This is a genomic window from Alteromonas portus, from assembly GCF_005117025.1.
In the GTDB taxonomy this organism is placed as follows: domain Bacteria; phylum Pseudomonadota; class Gammaproteobacteria; order Enterobacterales; family Alteromonadaceae; genus Alteromonas; species Alteromonas portus.
Window position 1 is genome coordinate 249,842 of the sequence record NZ_SWCO01000003.1, and the last position, 12,543, is coordinate 262,384.

The 12,543-nt window shown below is 44.8% G+C and carries 23 protein-coding genes; 7 read left to right on the forward strand and 16 right to left on the reverse strand.

Annotated elements, in window-relative coordinates:
- Position 1 precedes the first annotated feature (1 nt).
- From E5672_RS07460 to E5672_RS19785, 12 genes are all read right to left on the reverse strand, one after another.
- The gene (locus tag E5672_RS07460) at positions 2–514 is read right to left on the reverse strand and encodes a hypothetical protein (RefSeq protein ID WP_136781626.1); all 513 of its coding nucleotides are present in this window, start codon (positions 512–514) and stop codon (positions 2–4) included.
- On the reverse strand, positions 514–2,580 hold the full coding sequence (locus tag E5672_RS07465; protein WP_136781627.1) for a phage terminase large subunit family protein: 2,067 nt from the start codon (positions 2,578–2,580) through the stop codon (positions 514–516). The genes E5672_RS07460 and E5672_RS07465 overlap by 1 nt, the downstream gene beginning before the upstream one ends.
- On the reverse strand, positions 2,513–2,992 hold the full coding sequence (locus E5672_RS07470) for a hypothetical protein (protein ID WP_118494631.1): 480 nt from the start codon (positions 2,990–2,992) through the stop codon (positions 2,513–2,515). Before E5672_RS07470 ends, E5672_RS07465 begins: the two co-directional genes overlap by 68 nt.
- Before the next feature lie 105 nt (positions 2,993–3,097).
- Positions 3,098–3,346, reverse strand: a complete 249-nt coding sequence (locus E5672_RS07475; protein WP_159613732.1) for a phage holin — start codon at positions 3,344–3,346, stop codon at positions 3,098–3,100.
- Between the two features lie 72 nt (positions 3,347–3,418).
- Positions 3,419–3,823: a hypothetical protein gene (locus tag E5672_RS07480; protein WP_136781629.1), complete on the reverse strand. Its 405-nt coding sequence runs from the start codon at positions 3,821–3,823 to the stop codon at positions 3,419–3,421.
- Entirely contained in the window at positions 3,820–4,236 is a 417-nt protein-coding gene (locus E5672_RS07485; RefSeq protein ID WP_136781630.1) for a glycoside hydrolase family protein, read from the reverse strand. The genes E5672_RS07480 and E5672_RS07485 overlap by 4 nt, the downstream gene beginning before the upstream one ends.
- Before the next feature lie 190 nt (positions 4,237–4,426).
- Positions 4,427–4,777 carry an antitermination protein Q gene (locus E5672_RS07490; RefSeq protein WP_118494623.1) on the reverse strand — a complete coding sequence of 117 codons (351 nt, stop codon included), beginning with the start codon at positions 4,775–4,777 and terminating at the stop codon, positions 4,427–4,429.
- A gap of 2 nt (positions 4,778–4,779) precedes the next feature.
- The gene (locus E5672_RS07495; protein WP_161569378.1) at positions 4,780–5,487 is read right to left on the reverse strand and encodes a replication protein P; all 708 of its coding nucleotides are present in this window, start codon (positions 5,485–5,487) and stop codon (positions 4,780–4,782) included.
- Entirely contained in the window at positions 5,426–6,115 is a 690-nt protein-coding gene (locus E5672_RS07500; RefSeq protein ID WP_161569379.1) for a hypothetical protein, read from the reverse strand. The genes E5672_RS07495 and E5672_RS07500 overlap by 62 nt, the downstream gene beginning before the upstream one ends.
- A gap of 137 nt (positions 6,116–6,252) precedes the next feature.
- Positions 6,253–6,747: a hypothetical protein gene (locus E5672_RS07505; RefSeq protein ID WP_136781633.1), complete on the reverse strand. Its 495-nt coding sequence runs from the start codon at positions 6,745–6,747 to the stop codon at positions 6,253–6,255.
- Positions 6,747–7,001 (reverse strand): hypothetical protein, encoded by a 255-nt coding sequence (locus E5672_RS07510; RefSeq protein WP_136781634.1) that lies wholly within the window; start codon positions 6,999–7,001, stop codon positions 6,747–6,749. Before E5672_RS07510 ends, E5672_RS07505 begins: the two co-directional genes overlap by 1 nt.
- On the reverse strand, positions 6,998–7,153 hold the full coding sequence (locus E5672_RS19785) for a hypothetical protein (protein ID WP_161569380.1): 156 nt from the start codon (positions 7,151–7,153) through the stop codon (positions 6,998–7,000). Before E5672_RS19785 ends, E5672_RS07510 begins: the two co-directional genes overlap by 4 nt.
- An 84-nt stretch (positions 7,154–7,237) precedes the next feature.
- Here E5672_RS19785 and E5672_RS07515 point away from each other — a divergent pair, with 84 nt between their 5' ends.
- A complete protein-coding gene (locus E5672_RS07515) occupies positions 7,238–7,531 on the forward strand; it encodes a hypothetical protein (RefSeq protein WP_136781635.1) in 294 nt (97 codons plus the stop codon).
- Here E5672_RS07515 and E5672_RS07520 read toward each other — a convergent pair.
- Complete coding sequence (locus E5672_RS07520; protein WP_136781636.1) at positions 7,499–7,753, reverse strand: hypothetical protein; 255 nt, start codon at positions 7,751–7,753, stop codon at positions 7,499–7,501. The two genes, E5672_RS07515 and E5672_RS07520, sit on opposite strands and share 33 nt — an antisense overlap.
- Positions 7,754–7,835: 82 nt before the next feature.
- Here E5672_RS07520 and E5672_RS19790 point away from each other — a divergent pair, with 82 nt between their 5' ends.
- Complete coding sequence (locus E5672_RS19790) at positions 7,836–8,003, forward strand: hypothetical protein (protein WP_161569381.1); 168 nt, start codon at positions 7,836–7,838, stop codon at positions 8,001–8,003.
- Between the two features lie 6 nt (positions 8,004–8,009).
- On the opposite strand, the gene E5672_RS07525 is transcribed toward E5672_RS19790, so the two are convergent.
- Positions 8,010–8,273, reverse strand: a complete 264-nt coding sequence (locus E5672_RS07525; RefSeq protein ID WP_118494609.1) for a hypothetical protein — start codon at positions 8,271–8,273, stop codon at positions 8,010–8,012.
- 104 nt (positions 8,274–8,377) lie between these two features.
- Between E5672_RS07525 and E5672_RS07530 the strand changes: the two genes are divergently transcribed.
- Complete coding sequence (locus tag E5672_RS07530; RefSeq protein ID WP_136781637.1) at positions 8,378–8,833, forward strand: hypothetical protein; 456 nt, start codon at positions 8,378–8,380, stop codon at positions 8,831–8,833.
- Positions 8,834–9,085: 252 nt separating this feature from the next.
- On the opposite strand, the gene E5672_RS07535 is transcribed toward E5672_RS07530, so the two are convergent.
- Complete coding sequence (locus E5672_RS07535) at positions 9,086–9,637, reverse strand: hypothetical protein (protein WP_136781638.1); 552 nt, start codon at positions 9,635–9,637, stop codon at positions 9,086–9,088.
- Positions 9,638–9,646: 9 nt separating this feature from the next.
- Positions 9,647–9,889, reverse strand: coding sequence for a hypothetical protein (locus tag E5672_RS07540; protein ID WP_118494601.1), 243 nt, complete (start codon positions 9,887–9,889; stop codon positions 9,647–9,649).
- Between the two features lie 303 nt (positions 9,890–10,192).
- Between E5672_RS07540 and E5672_RS19925 the strand changes: the two genes are divergently transcribed.
- Genes E5672_RS19925 through E5672_RS07560 form a run of 4 tightly spaced genes read left to right on the forward strand, consistent with a single transcriptional unit; the run spans position 10,193 to position 12,529 of the window.
- The gene (locus tag E5672_RS19925; RefSeq protein ID WP_205676480.1) at positions 10,193–11,068 is read left to right on the forward strand and encodes a hypothetical protein; all 876 of its coding nucleotides are present in this window, start codon (positions 10,193–10,195) and stop codon (positions 11,066–11,068) included.
- Entirely contained in the window at positions 11,068–11,271 is a 204-nt protein-coding gene (locus tag E5672_RS07550) for a hypothetical protein (protein WP_136781639.1), read from the forward strand. Before E5672_RS19925 ends, E5672_RS07550 begins: the two co-directional genes overlap by 1 nt.
- 29 nt (positions 11,272–11,300) lie before the next feature.
- Positions 11,301–11,669: a hypothetical protein gene (locus E5672_RS07555; RefSeq protein WP_136781640.1), complete on the forward strand. Its 369-nt coding sequence runs from the start codon at positions 11,301–11,303 to the stop codon at positions 11,667–11,669.
- Between the two features lie 2 nt (positions 11,670–11,671).
- Positions 11,672–12,529, forward strand: a complete 858-nt coding sequence (locus tag E5672_RS07560) for a DUF2303 family protein (protein ID WP_136781641.1) — start codon at positions 11,672–11,674, stop codon at positions 12,527–12,529.
- Positions 12,530–12,543: the final 14 nt, after the last annotated feature.

Sequence of the window (12,543 nt, forward strand, 5' to 3'; positions counted from 1 at the left end):
ACTACCTGTAGTAAGCTCGACGGGGTGGTTTAGTTAAGCCCTTCTTCTGCTTAACTGTGCGAACGCGCCAGCTGTACTTGCGCTTCAACTTTTCAAGCTGCTCAATGGGTATGCGAGTTAAGCTGCGGCCATCAACGGTATAGTTTTCATGGTCTGAGAGAACGCGACCTTCAATGCGCTTTTCTATCGCTTTCAAAACGCGTTCGGCATGGCTGGTAGTGTCGCAATACTCTAAATCATGCGGGTTCGCGTCGATAATGATGTAACCATGGGCTACTGTTCTGCGGCCTGTGCCATCATCGCTAAAAAGATGCCAGCGGTATTCGCCAGACTGATAGGTCTTTGTTTCTTCAGAAGCCAGGTCAACATGAAGCGCCCCATCAACCACAGTCGTGTCGATGGTAAATTTGCTTTCGGGGCCAACCAGAATGTACTGATAAGTGTGTGATGCGTTCACCACTTTACGTGACCACTTTGCGTAGTCACCTTTTACTAAACGTTTTGGTTCGTTCATTATCTAACCTGAGTGCTAAAGCCACGCTTTCGCCGTGGGCGAGTGGCAGATGATTGGCGTTTTCGCTTGGTAGCTTTCTGTTCAACTTCGGTTTCTAATTCAGCGCTGAACATGTCTTTCTGGCTTAAGCTGCTCTCTAATGCATCCCATTGGGCGCTAGTTTTGGCGTGAACCTTTTGAGACATTGCAGCGTGAAGCGCATAAACTTCGCAGTCGGTACCTTCGTTTCGTCTACCGCTTCGACACTGCCAAGTCATTTGGCCGCGAAGCTTTTTACTTGGCGCTTTGACCTCAGCAGTGACTTGTTCCCAGTAGTCAGCTCGCGCATCTTTGTAGCTATGCATAAAAGCCCCGGTACCTTGAAGGCGCTTTGATAGAAGATCTTTAGCCTTGTGAGTACCGACGAGGTAAACAAGAACGCCGTGTATATCTGCTTTTGTTGAACGTTTGGCGTTGTTGTGGTCAAGTTTTGCAGAAGGTAAGCGGAATATTTCACGCTTACCGTTGTCGTTACTATCACCTTTGATAGCCATGAGGTGAACGCGTCTATGCTTCTTACTTCTCGTTCTAACGTAGTGATAAACCGCGTGGTTGGTGCCACCGTCTGAACTATCAATACTGGCCGCTGACAAATAAATTCGGCCTAGCGTTTCGTGCTCAAAACCGTTGAAAAGTAGCTGGTCTAACTCATCCCATACCGGATCAGCTTTATCAACACAGTCACCGGCTATCTCTTTCCAGAGAACCAGCCAACTTTCCTCGTTTCTACCGAACGCCCGAATGATAATAGCTAATCTATCGTGCTGAACATCAACTCCAGCGGTAACAATTAAGCCACCTTTTGGTACCGTCAACTCTGGATAGTCATCAGCAAGCGCCTGCAGCTGCTCGTGATTCAGGTTATCTTTACTGCGGTATGCGTAAGGCTTACCCAGTTTAGAGTTCTGAAAAATTATCCTACCGGCTTCATCACCAGCTGCTGCTTCATGCTCTGCTTCAAGAAAGTCCTTAACCAAACTTGAAAGCGAGGTGCCAGGAATACAAACGTAAAGTTCAGACAGCCCTTTGAAGGTTTCAATTACGCCATCAGTGTTAACCGTTGGTACCCAACCGCAGAACTTATCACCTTCTTCCTCTGCAACTCTGCAGGTATTGAAAATGTTTTGCTGACGCTGCCAGTCATTCCACGCACTACCGCAGTGAGGGCATGCGTAAACCGCCGTTTCAGGTAAGTTTCTACCGTAGACTGGATGAACAGGGCCTTCATCTTGCTCTACCCAGCTGACATTTTCCCAGTCTAAAACGTGCTTTTCGCCACAATCGTGGCAGGCCACTGGCAAAGTTCGCTGGGTACCGAGGTTGATGTAATGCTCAACTTCGCTTAAATCCTCAACAGAAGGAGTGCCACCAAGAACAAACTTACGTTTTCGAAAGCGCTTAATGCGTTCACGCGCTAGGCGTATCGCATCACCCTGATCACCAACGTTACCGTTTGTGTCGTCGGGCTCTTCAACCAGCACCACTGGCGATGGCGTCGACTTAACGTTACTGACTGAGTTAGAGCCAAAAACCTTAAGAGAGCCCCCGGGGAAATTCTTTTTGTTACTACGGTTACCCGCCTTTCTACTGCTGCTAACATCAACTTTTTTAGCAAGTTCTGGCGTGGCCCTGATAACAGGTTCAAACTTCTCTTCAATGAAGTCGCGCGCTTTGTCATCTTTAGGAAACAAGCCAAGAATACGACTGGGTTCACAGCAAATACGCTTTGCTATCCAGCCAGTTTCAAGCAGTGTCCAGCCGATTTGGGCAGCTTTCATCAAGCCGACCATTTCAACAAAGTCGTCATCTAGGGCATGCATTACACCCCAGAAGTACGGCACGTAATCCGCGTTGTACAAACCAGCAAAGTCTGCATCTTCAGCGGGTAGTCGAAAGTATTTTTCAAGCCATTCGCGCGTTGGAATGTTTTCAGGTGGTAACCACCCAGCGCGGCATTCATCAATCAGAGTCTGTAGATTGGAACTGGAAGTCTGCAATAACTCGCATGGCAGCAGCTGTGGTTCCATCAATTGATTCTCTGTCTATGGTGATCCCATGCTGGCTTTCCAGCATGGCTAAGATTTTTTCTATCGAGTTTGTGTACTCAGATTTCGCCAGGGCAATCCAACCGTCGATAGCCTCACGAACTTGTGCCTTGTCGAGAATTAGCTTTTCCTCTTTGAATAGCATGAGCTCTTTCATTCTCGCGTTGGCAGAAGCTTCGCGCGTTCGCGCTTCGTCTAACTTCAAGCGCTGGTCGCTTGCGGTTCTTCCGCTGGCTTCGTCGCGTAGTTTTTCGCAGTAAGCACGTAACCACTGGCGGTAGGTACCGCCGCGAACTAAGGTTCCGTTATCGAGATGTTTGTGAATGGCCGGTTGTGAAGCACCAACCAAAGAAGCGAATTCTGTTTGTTTAGCTTTATCATCTAAATCAAACAAAATATAACCCCCCTATGGGATTTTATAGCTGTTAAAAAAACGCGGGTCTATGCGCCGTGTGAGGGGGTGCCTCCAAAAGGACCCGCGAAAATATTCTTATGAAAGTTATTTAGGAATGCATTCGTTGTTAGGTGATGCTTCCATAAGTTTGGCATGAAGTTCTTCTTGTCGTCTATCTTCTTTGCGCTTGAAGTAAACGTTAACGCCGAAGGTGGCTATGGCTATGATAATACCTATCACTGCTACTAGATGGTCGATGTTTACCATTCCCCATAAAGCCGTAAGGCCACTGGCTGTGTAGTTAGTAGCTGTGGTCTTATCACTCATTTTAAATCTGTCGCTATATGCTGACATGTTATGCACTCCTGTAGGGCCCATAACATGATTATTCAAATGTTGTTCCATTGTGTATTAGACGAAAGGATATTATTTACCGCGCCATACCTTAAGGCCAATAGCAGATAACACTACAGCCTTGAACAGAAAGTCTATATCAACACCAGCACTCTCAAGATTACTGATGGCCAGTACTGCTGCATCCAACATGCGAGAGTCATTGAATACGGCTAACGATAATGCGCCTAATACCAATAGAGCATAAGGTGAGGTAACGAGAACGGTAACGTACTCATCTTTCCAACTGCTCTCTAGGCCTTGGGCTAATAGCGCCTCTCCCTCGGCGTCAGTAAGTGTAACCTCATGCTCACCTTGTAATTTAGTTTGCTTAAGCTTTGCCTTAGCCTGTTCAGCGTTTGCCTTTTGCTCTTGCTTACTCTTGAAGATACCAACAACACCATCAATAGCGCTGCTTAGAGGTTTTAACCAATTCATTGCCACTCACCTGTTCTTAATTGTTCGGCTAATTGGATGGCGCGAAAGCCTACTTGATTGCGCCATTTACTATCTAACATCTCAGTTGATGCTGCTTCAAAGTCGCCTTGCTCGATGTAGGCCAGCGTCTTTTTGAAATTGAGTAAACCGCTAATACCTAGGTTAAACGCCATATTGATAAGAACCGCAACACGTGCATCGTTCAACCCGTAAAGCTTAATGTGCTTGCGAACCTGACTCTCAACCCTGCTTAAGTCGTTAGCCAAAAGAAAATCGCTTTCTTCCTGCGATATGCCGTTTGTCTCCAAGTTGCGCCCTACACCAATTGTTAAATACCCTTCAGAGCATCGATAAACTTTGTGTTTATCTCCCTCGTGAGCGCGTAGCTGGGTAATTAGCTTTTCGTATTCCATAGGGCACCAAATAAAAAAGCCCCACCAAATGGTGAGGCAAGGTTGGGATAAACAAGACACAACAAGCAGAGAAAAGCAGGCACAAAAAAAGGCCACTCAATGAGTGACCTTTGTGTCGAGTGCAGCTTCGCTTAGCTTACGTGAAGTAAATTAGATGATCCGCGCGCGCAGATCAACAAGTTTTTTCAAATTATGCCAATTTAACGTCTAGGGTGAACCCAATCAAAGCCCCATCAACCCAACAAATAGCTGATTTATGTAGACTTCTTGCTTTTGTCTCACCAATATTTAACGCATTAGAAATCATTGGATAATTGTAATCGCTTCGATAGTACATGATGACTATGTTGGCTAATAAGGGTCGCTCTCGCTTCAGTTCTGCAACAAGACGGTCTACCAATAGCGCCATATCGTCATTGATGAAATACACGTTGTTGTTATCGCTTTTGCCGATATTAAGCCCTAATCCCATTCGGCTCCATTTGCCCCACTCGTTAAGCAAAGTCTCGGTTTCGCTTGTATCGTGCTGAACGTCTGTCACTACTACGCTACCTTATCGTCTGGTGTGCTTATGTGCGCCTGGCGTTTTCTAGAAACTAACATGCCAAGCTCTTTAATTTTCTGACTAACCAGGTCATCCCCAAGCATAGGCTTGCCGTGCTTAGCCACGTAACTATCGATAACCGGCTTTTTCGGTGTTGAGTATTCAAGCGCTTTTTTCGCAGCAGGCAAATCACCTGTCATCGCCCTGCTCACCCAGTACTCATATTCGCCTTTGAACAGTTCCATGAAGTCTGCGTCTCGCATTTGATAAACACGATGACCAACACGTTCGTCTACCAGCTCAACCGCGCGATGGCTAAATTCAAAGTCTTTACCTTTGAATCTTCCGCGTCTGGCGATCACTTCATCGTACGCTTCACGCAGTGAGGGTATTCCAAGTTCCTCAGGTGTAGGTTTACAAAGCTTCGCAAACTCTGTAGGCCGTGGGCGATATTGCTGCTTACACGCCTTTGCAATACCCGATTGAATTTGTCGACTGCTGGAAACACCCTCGTCAACCATCTGCTTAGCGTATTCACGAATGGCCCATTGCTGCATATCCAGTTCTGGGTACTTGTTCACGAATTCAGGCCAGTACTCCATCAACACTGGTTTCAAGTTCGTTAGGCAAAACTGGTAGACAGTATCAAGTCTGCTCGGTAGAGAAGTCGAACGCTTCGACTCCTTCGCCTCGTTGCGCTCGTTCATAACAGTCTCGCCATGCGGTTGCGGTTGCATTGCGATACCCACTTTGTTGACTAGATTGCTGCTTGAGTGCATGACTGCCCCCTTTGACTTGGTTGTGCTTGATGGTTGCGCAATAACGCATCCAGTACTTTCGATGTGTGGCTATGTGGCGATAGGTGTTACCCGTGTCGCTAAACTTCCACTTGTTGAAAATCGCTTGTAGTTCATCCGTACTGACTGAAAGACCAACTTGCTTGGCCAAACCTACCCAGTCGTTACAGAAGTTCAGATTTTCGCGCGCGCACGCGCTATCTTCTTCTTCTATATCGGATATAACGGATATGTGTTGTTCATCGGACTTTTGAAATTTTAAGACGTTTCCGCTGTATCGCTTATGTGGTGAGGGCTGCGGCGTTTTTTTATTGCGTGTTGTTCCCGTGTTGCTCTCGTGTTGTTCCTCATTTGAACCTGATAAGTCTGTTGAGGCTAAAGAGCAGTGATAACAGGCTGCTTTTTGTTCTTTAATAGAGCCTTTTCTAACCAGTTCGATTAGGTTTGCGCGCTCTAATTGTCGAACTGCTGTTCGTATTTTCTCAGTGGTAGGCTTGGGCTCAACCGTGTTAGAGCCACGAGGGGGTGTGTGCTCCATTTCCTCTTTCATAGAGCGTAAGGAAACATGCACTATCCCGTCACTATATCTCATTTTCTTTCGAAAGCAACGTATGTATAGCGTAACTGCGAATGGAGGCAAGCAGTTATCGCTTAGCGCTTCATACTCGGCCTGATTCACTGCATGCCCTCGCCTAGTTTGGTTATAGCTTCCAGCTGCAGCAGGTCGTCTGCTATTTCAACTAGCTTGCTCGATATGGTTGGGTCCATGAATCTGGCTAACGCATTTAGTGTTTCGCGCTTAATGCTAAGGTCTTGCGGTTTACGTCTAATTGCGATGAACAATGCTTCCAAGCTTTTAATGGATGTGTGAACCGGGTCTTCCTGCTTTTGGTCTTTAGCAGTTCGTGCTGCGCTGATATCTTTCACTTTGTCGTTAAGTGAAGCCACAGTACCGCCAATCGGCTCGAAGTAAGTAGCTGCTTTACCTTTGGCCGTGAGCGTCCATGTCTTCTCAGCAAGATCTTTAATGATAAAGCCCTGCCCGCTTAGCCTGCCCAATGCCGCAGAAAGTGGTGGCAATTCAACAGCACCAATTGCTTCAGCGAGAGCGTCGCGGCTATATGTGCAGTTAGGCTTAAAACAATTCAGTAAATCAGTGTCAGTAAACATTACTGGTCCTCTGCGGCAGTGATCAGAATTAAGTCTTCAGGCGCTAAATGAATGCGCCCGTTCAAGTCGTCATCAACGTGTATGATGCGTTCAAAAACAATGGCTACTTTTCCGTAGCTTTTACCATCAAGAATGGTGGGTTCAGTTAATGTGCGTGCGCCTGGCATGGGTCGAACTGCATCACCAACCTTGAAAATTTTCTTTCGGGTTGGTGGTAAGCCCATGTACTTCATCATTCGACCTTGCGTGCTCATAAGGTCACCAAAGCGTAAGCAGCAATAGCGAACGGCATAGCGACTACAAAAAGCGAAATGGTGAGCAAAACTGCTCTAACCAAGCGCACAGAAAGTGGTGGCTGGTGCCACATGTGGTGGTGACCTTTAACTGCTTTATTTTCTGTAGACATAACCATTACCTATTAAAAGTCATTCCAAAGGCTGCTAAGCTGCAAATCGGACAAAAAACAACCCGCAACCAAAGGAATGAAACTATGTACAACCTTAAAATAAAATCGAAATCCAATAGCGATGTGAATACGATCGAAATAAACTCTAGTGTTTTGCCCCGTGTAGGTGAGCAGTTCTTCATCGATGATGAGTTAGCTGATAACCACTGCGGTGGCATGAAAAATTTCTTAGTGATTAAGGTTTATCATTCGCTTGACTATAGACACCGACACGTAACAACCACTGTGACCGTAATTCCAGTTTCCTCTATTGAAGAAAACGTTCCTGAACAACGAGTCGAGTTATTACAAAAGTTCGGTTGGCTTAATGAGGCTTAGCGCCTCTTCAGCTAATTTTTCAATTTCCACGGCCTTTTTATAAATCTCAGTCTGTTCAAACGCGTCTCTCTTTTTTTGTATTGATGCGTTTTTTTCTTCGCTATGCATGGAGCATGTTTGTTGCACGCTAGTAATGACACTGAGTGCACAGCTAGCGGCCTTGCTTAAGTTTTTTTCAATCTTTGCCGCTTGCCATACTGGCAGTTGAATTGGTTGGCTCATGATTTCTGCTCCTTAGTACAGTTATAGGTTTGCAGCGCTTCAGTTATGCTTTCGAGTGAAACACTGTTTAAAAGGTATTGTGATGAAACAACAAAAAAACCTAGAAGCGGCTTTTGTTCTGTTAAAAGAAGCTGTTGAAGCGTTGCGGCCACTGTCGATGAATGGCTGTGACGACGATTTAGCGTTATTCGTGCAATGTTTGAAGTGCGAGTTAAGCATTCATAAAGCGCTTCTTGATGAGAGGCCATAGCTAAAGTCATGCTGCCTTGCTCTCTTCTTCGTGCTGCTGCTTTGTGCTAAATACTTCCGCAATATCGGGTCTTTCGTCTTCTGGAAAGATTACTTCACCAGGTGTTAATTCCACCGATGCCGAATACAATGCGGCGCACATAGACACGCTGGCCTTTTTTGGGGTGTATGCAAGCTGATTGAGATAACCAACTGTGCTATCCGCTTTTTCAGCCAACTTCATTCTCATATCTAGCGATTTGTGCTTTTGAAACCATTCTTTGAGTGTCATAAGTCACCTTAACCTTACCGTTAAAGTAAGATTCTAGTATTGACAAATCTTACCGTCAAGCTAATTTACCATTTAGGTAAGATATGGTTTGATTGAGAGACTAAATGAATAAGCGACTGGAATTTATAATGGATGTCAAAGAGGTTAGGCGATTAAACCTTGAATATCTTATAGCTGTGATCGGTTCAATAAAGGCGTTGTCGGACCTTGTAGACACTGATGCAAACTACATAAGCCAACTGAAAAATGGCAACAGTAATAAGAAAATGGGTGATAAGTTCGCAAGGAAGCTAGAAAAGGCCTTCGAAAAGCCTGTAGGCTGGATGGATAAACTACAGGTTTCGAAAGATGATAATGTTGGTCACTTGAATGATGAGGACCTACTTACACTGGCCGTTAAAAACGTAATAAACCAGTTAATAGCTGCGGGTATTTATGAGCCAAAAAAATCGATAGACTCAGAAGCTGTCACGAGCTTAATTATTACGGAGTATAAAAACCTAATTAATATCAAAGATGCTAAGCGCTCTGGCGGGAACGAAAGTCATCAAGCTTTATAATATCAGCCGATTTGACTGCATCACAATCAGTTAGTTTGTGTTTCTCAATGTAACTTAGGAGCTCTTCTATCAGAGCTTCTCTTCTCTTCGAATACTCCAGCGTCTGTAATCCATCACTACACTCTTCAGCACACTTTTTGAGGTATCTTACATTGGCAATATATATGGCCAATTGCTTTTGCTTTACCTGATGATTTGGTTTTGAAAATGTCACAAAGACAATTGCTGAAACGACTACCCCAAACACTAATACTAAGAAAAACGTGAACATAGATACTCCTTTATATCCTCACCAACGAAAAAATATATAAATAAAAAACAACCGGTAACATTCAGACTTACCGTGTAAAAATCCCACAAGTACCAATATCCAGATGGGAGCCCTGTGTTGACAACAGCGGTCCCCAGCTCAATAGATTCACTTATTTTGTTTAGCCCTATCACATTTCTATCAATGTGAAGAAGTAGCTGCATGACCATTGAAAAAATCATGACTGAAAAAACTGTTGTCGTGGTGAAGTTGGGCCCTAGTCTAAAGATAAGCGCAGCCATAAAGAACCCGGCGAGCGCATAAAGAAGAAACCTCGAAGAATAACGAAAGTACACCTGTTCATCGAACGGTAACTCGTTAATCCAAGCTAATAAGAAATGCCCGAATGCATACATTAAGGCCACAGTAAGAGAAGAGGCTATAAGCCTACTGTTTTGTGAGTTGAAGAGCATATTGTAGACAAATGCCAGGGCGGCAACTACTACCGCCCACTGGTCTAACGCCCATTCAAAAGCTATTGATATGAGCGCCATGTAATACCTCTATTCGTTATTTTTCTCATCATTTACACCGTTTGTAATTTCCGTTTTCGTACCAGTGTTACCGCCATTATTGCCACCGGTACCACCATGACCTGTCCCCCCAGCCCCAAGCGTTGATGAGCATGAAGAAGGGTTTAAGGCGCAAGTAAGCTTGCTAACGGTATCAGCGTTAGCATTGGTAGAGGCGTAGCACGCGAAGATTGCGATTGAAATTAGAGAGGTGTTTTTAAGCAGCTTTTTCATGATAGTTCCTGTGTATGTTGTTGTACGGATGTACAGCACAACTCTAACAGAAATCTTACTGCTTCAATGAAAATCCCTTACTTCAAACCCCAACTAGCTGGTCTTACCAGTTAATTTCTTACCGTTTTGGTATTGCATAACCTTACCGTTTTACTAATATTAGTATTATCTTTTTGGTAAGTAAAGGCAAGATTCTTACCTTTAAGCATATTCCCTGTGGGGTGTCGGTTTAATAAATAACCGCGCCTTAATATATAACGGACGTTCAAAAAAGCAATAGCTTTGAACTGGAGATGCGACAAAATGCAATCAAATTCAATACTTAAAGAATCAATCGCAGCTGGTAAAGATGAAATGCTGCTTCTTACAAATGCTATCGCTGATGATGTTCGCTTTAGTGTTCAGCACCAAATAGCCCTAGATAAAGGTTATTTCTTTATCGATGTTTGGAAAGATGGTCTCAACCATTGTTATTTAAGCAATGCAAACTCATGGCCTGGTGAAAACTATCTGTTTGAGAAGATCCAAGAGACAGTAAGTAAGCTTCGTGAAATCTGTAAAGAGTTCGACATTACAGTAACTAGCACCCCGCCTAACACAAACAACGTGGTACCTCTACCAAACGCACAAGTACCTCCCAAGGTCCAGCTTCGCTCCGGTACCATGTTCGACTACGCCAACATTAAGCACATGCTTTTTGATATTGAAGACATTGCTCACGCGCTTTCTAATATGTGTCGCTTCAATGGCCACACCAATAAATTTTACTCAGTTGCGCAACATTCCGTTCTTGTTAGTGAGTTGGTACCAGAAGAACATGCGCTAGCTGCCCTACTTCATGATGCTGCAGAAGCATACTGTGGTGACATGGTTTCGCCTCTAAAGCAGCTGCTGCCTGTTTACCAGAGCATTCACACCACTATTGAACAGAACCTTTACCGAAGTGTTGGTGTTCAGTGGCCAGTTCACGCGTGCGTAAAAGACGCAGATATAAAGATGCTGGCTACCGAGGTTCGCGACCTAATGACGCCTAACCCTGCTCACTGGGCATTCATTAGTGATCAAGTGCCTTGCGAAGAAATCATTCATCCGCTTCCACCAATGGGCGCCAAAGAACTATTCCTAGACCGCTACTTCAGTTTGCAAGCTAAAGCTGCAGCGCTAGCTGCTAATGCTTAATGAAGCGCGAAGACGAGTTAAACATTGACCTTGGCTTGGCAGTGCTAAGTGTGCTTATCGAGCCAGGGCAAATAATTACTCGTGATGCTATTGCAGAGGTATGTGGTTGTAACGTTTACCACATCGACAAACTAGAAAAAGCCGCGCTTGAGAAATTTAAGCGAAGAGCACAGCAACGCGGTTTAGACGATTTTATTGAATAGCTGCCAGCAGCTTAACTTAAGGAAAAACAATGAGCGAACAAGGCCCATTAAATGAATTTCTCGCTGAAGTAGATAGCGGTGCGTTTCAGCGTCAGCTAACTGCCTTTCTTACAGAGGTGAGCAAATCAATCTTTCGTTTCAATAAGGGTGGCAAGTTAGACGTCTCCTTCAAAATTGAACCGGCTGCAACGTCTGCCCAAAACGGCGCAGGCATAAAGGTGAAGGTAGTTTCTACTGCCAAATATTCACGTCCTACCCCAACGGGCAAGATTAACGAAGAGACCACCACTGAAACCCCAATGTGGGTGAACAAGGATGGTTCTATTAGTTTGCTTGCTAAAAGCCACGACGACCTGTTCGCGGGTCAAGCCAATGTAACTAAGATGACTAAGGAATAATTATGTTCGATCGAGACACACTTTTAGAGCTTCAAAAAAGCGAGCTGAACAAGCAATTAAATGCGCAGCTGGCTGACACTACTTGCTTGATTCAGGAAAGAGAAGCGCCGGCCATGATGGTACCGGATAATTTTTCTTTGCTTAACTTTGAAAACCAACTGCAGAACAGAACACGTTTTCGCGGCTCATTTACTACGGAAGATATCAAAAGCTTTGTTGCATACGTGAGTGAGTACGTTGGCGAAGAAACGCCGCTTTACCCTAACGCGCAAGTTTTCATCGACGGTGGAGACATGAAGGCTGCTGCCGTTTTAAACATTGGTGATTTAACTGTACCTGGTCACTGTGATCACAAGGCTACACTTAGCATCCCTAAAACAGCCGCTTATAAGGCGTTGATTTCTGCATGCGGTGGACGTTCTGGTCAGCAAGACCTTAGTGATTTCATTGAAGACTGGAAAGACCGCATCACAGTAGACGGTATTTCGGGTGAACAAATGAATCTGGCTGTGGCAATTAACGCAGTTAGAACGGTAACCGTTGAGCGTGTACGAGAAATTGAAAGCTCAATAGACCAGTTCGAGAACAGCGCTAGCGTGACAGAACGCGAAGCGGCCAAGAACAAGAAAGACCTGCCAGCCTACATTAATTTTACCTGCGTACCCTATGCAGGCCTATCAGAAGTTACGTTCAAAATTCGCGTTTCAATGCTTACTGGTGACGCGCGCATTGCCTTCACGCTGCGCATTGTGGGTGAAGAAGAGCATAACGAACAAATCTCTGAAGAGTTTAAAGAGAAGATTTCAGACAATCTAAACGAGTTGCCAGTTGAAGTCTTTATCGGCGGCTTTCGCGCTTAACCATCAATAAGGCG

Coding starts and splice junctions, on each gene's coding strand:
- E5672_RS07460 (WP_136781626.1), bottom strand. CDS start 514: ATGAACGAACCAAAACGTTTAGTAAAAGGTGACTACGCAAAGTGGTCA.
- E5672_RS07465 (WP_136781627.1), bottom strand. CDS start 2,580: ATGGAACCACAGCTGCTGCCATGCGAGTTATTGCAGACTTCCAGTTCC.
- E5672_RS07475 (WP_159613732.1), bottom strand. CDS start 3,346: ATGTCAGCATATAGCGACAGATTTAAAATGAGTGATAAGACCACAGCT.
- E5672_RS07480 (WP_136781629.1), bottom strand. CDS start 3,823: ATGAATTGGTTAAAACCTCTAAGCAGCGCTATTGATGGTGTTGTTGGT.
- E5672_RS07485 (WP_136781630.1), bottom strand. CDS start 4,236: ATGGAATACGAAAAGCTAATTACCCAGCTACGCGCTCACGAGGGAGAT.
- E5672_RS07495 (WP_161569378.1), bottom strand. CDS start 5,487: ATGAACGAGCGCAACGAGGCGAAGGAGTCGAAGCGTTCGACTTCTCTA.
- E5672_RS07500 (WP_161569379.1), bottom strand. CDS start 6,115: ATGGAGCACACACCCCCTCGTGGCTCTAACACGGTTGAGCCCAAGCCT.
- E5672_RS07505 (WP_136781633.1), bottom strand. CDS start 6,747: ATGTTTACTGACACTGATTTACTGAATTGTTTTAAGCCTAACTGCACA.
- E5672_RS07510 (WP_136781634.1), bottom strand. CDS start 7,001: ATGAGCACGCAAGGTCGAATGATGAAGTACATGGGCTTACCACCAACC.
- E5672_RS19785 (WP_161569380.1), bottom strand. CDS start 7,153: ATGTCTACAGAAAATAAAGCAGTTAAAGGTCACCACCACATGTGGCAC.
- E5672_RS07515 (WP_136781635.1), top strand. CDS start 7,238: ATGTACAACCTTAAAATAAAATCGAAATCCAATAGCGATGTGAATACG.
- E5672_RS07520 (WP_136781636.1), bottom strand. CDS start 7,753: ATGAGCCAACCAATTCAACTGCCAGTATGGCAAGCGGCAAAGATTGAA.
- E5672_RS19790 (WP_161569381.1), top strand. CDS start 7,836: ATGAAACAACAAAAAAACCTAGAAGCGGCTTTTGTTCTGTTAAAAGAA.
- E5672_RS07525 (WP_118494609.1), bottom strand. CDS start 8,273: ATGACACTCAAAGAATGGTTTCAAAAGCACAAATCGCTAGATATGAGA.
- E5672_RS07530 (WP_136781637.1), top strand. CDS start 8,378: ATGAATAAGCGACTGGAATTTATAATGGATGTCAAAGAGGTTAGGCGA.
- E5672_RS07535 (WP_136781638.1), bottom strand. CDS start 9,637: ATGGCGCTCATATCAATAGCTTTTGAATGGGCGTTAGACCAGTGGGCG.
- E5672_RS07540 (WP_118494601.1), bottom strand. CDS start 9,889: ATGAAAAAGCTGCTTAAAAACACCTCTCTAATTTCAATCGCAATCTTC.
- E5672_RS19925 (WP_205676480.1), top strand. CDS start 10,193: ATGCAATCAAATTCAATACTTAAAGAATCAATCGCAGCTGGTAAAGAT.
- E5672_RS07550 (WP_136781639.1), top strand. CDS start 11,068: ATGAAGCGCGAAGACGAGTTAAACATTGACCTTGGCTTGGCAGTGCTA.
- E5672_RS07555 (WP_136781640.1), top strand. CDS start 11,301: ATGAGCGAACAAGGCCCATTAAATGAATTTCTCGCTGAAGTAGATAGC.
- E5672_RS07560 (WP_136781641.1), top strand. CDS start 11,672: ATGTTCGATCGAGACACACTTTTAGAGCTTCAAAAAAGCGAGCTGAAC.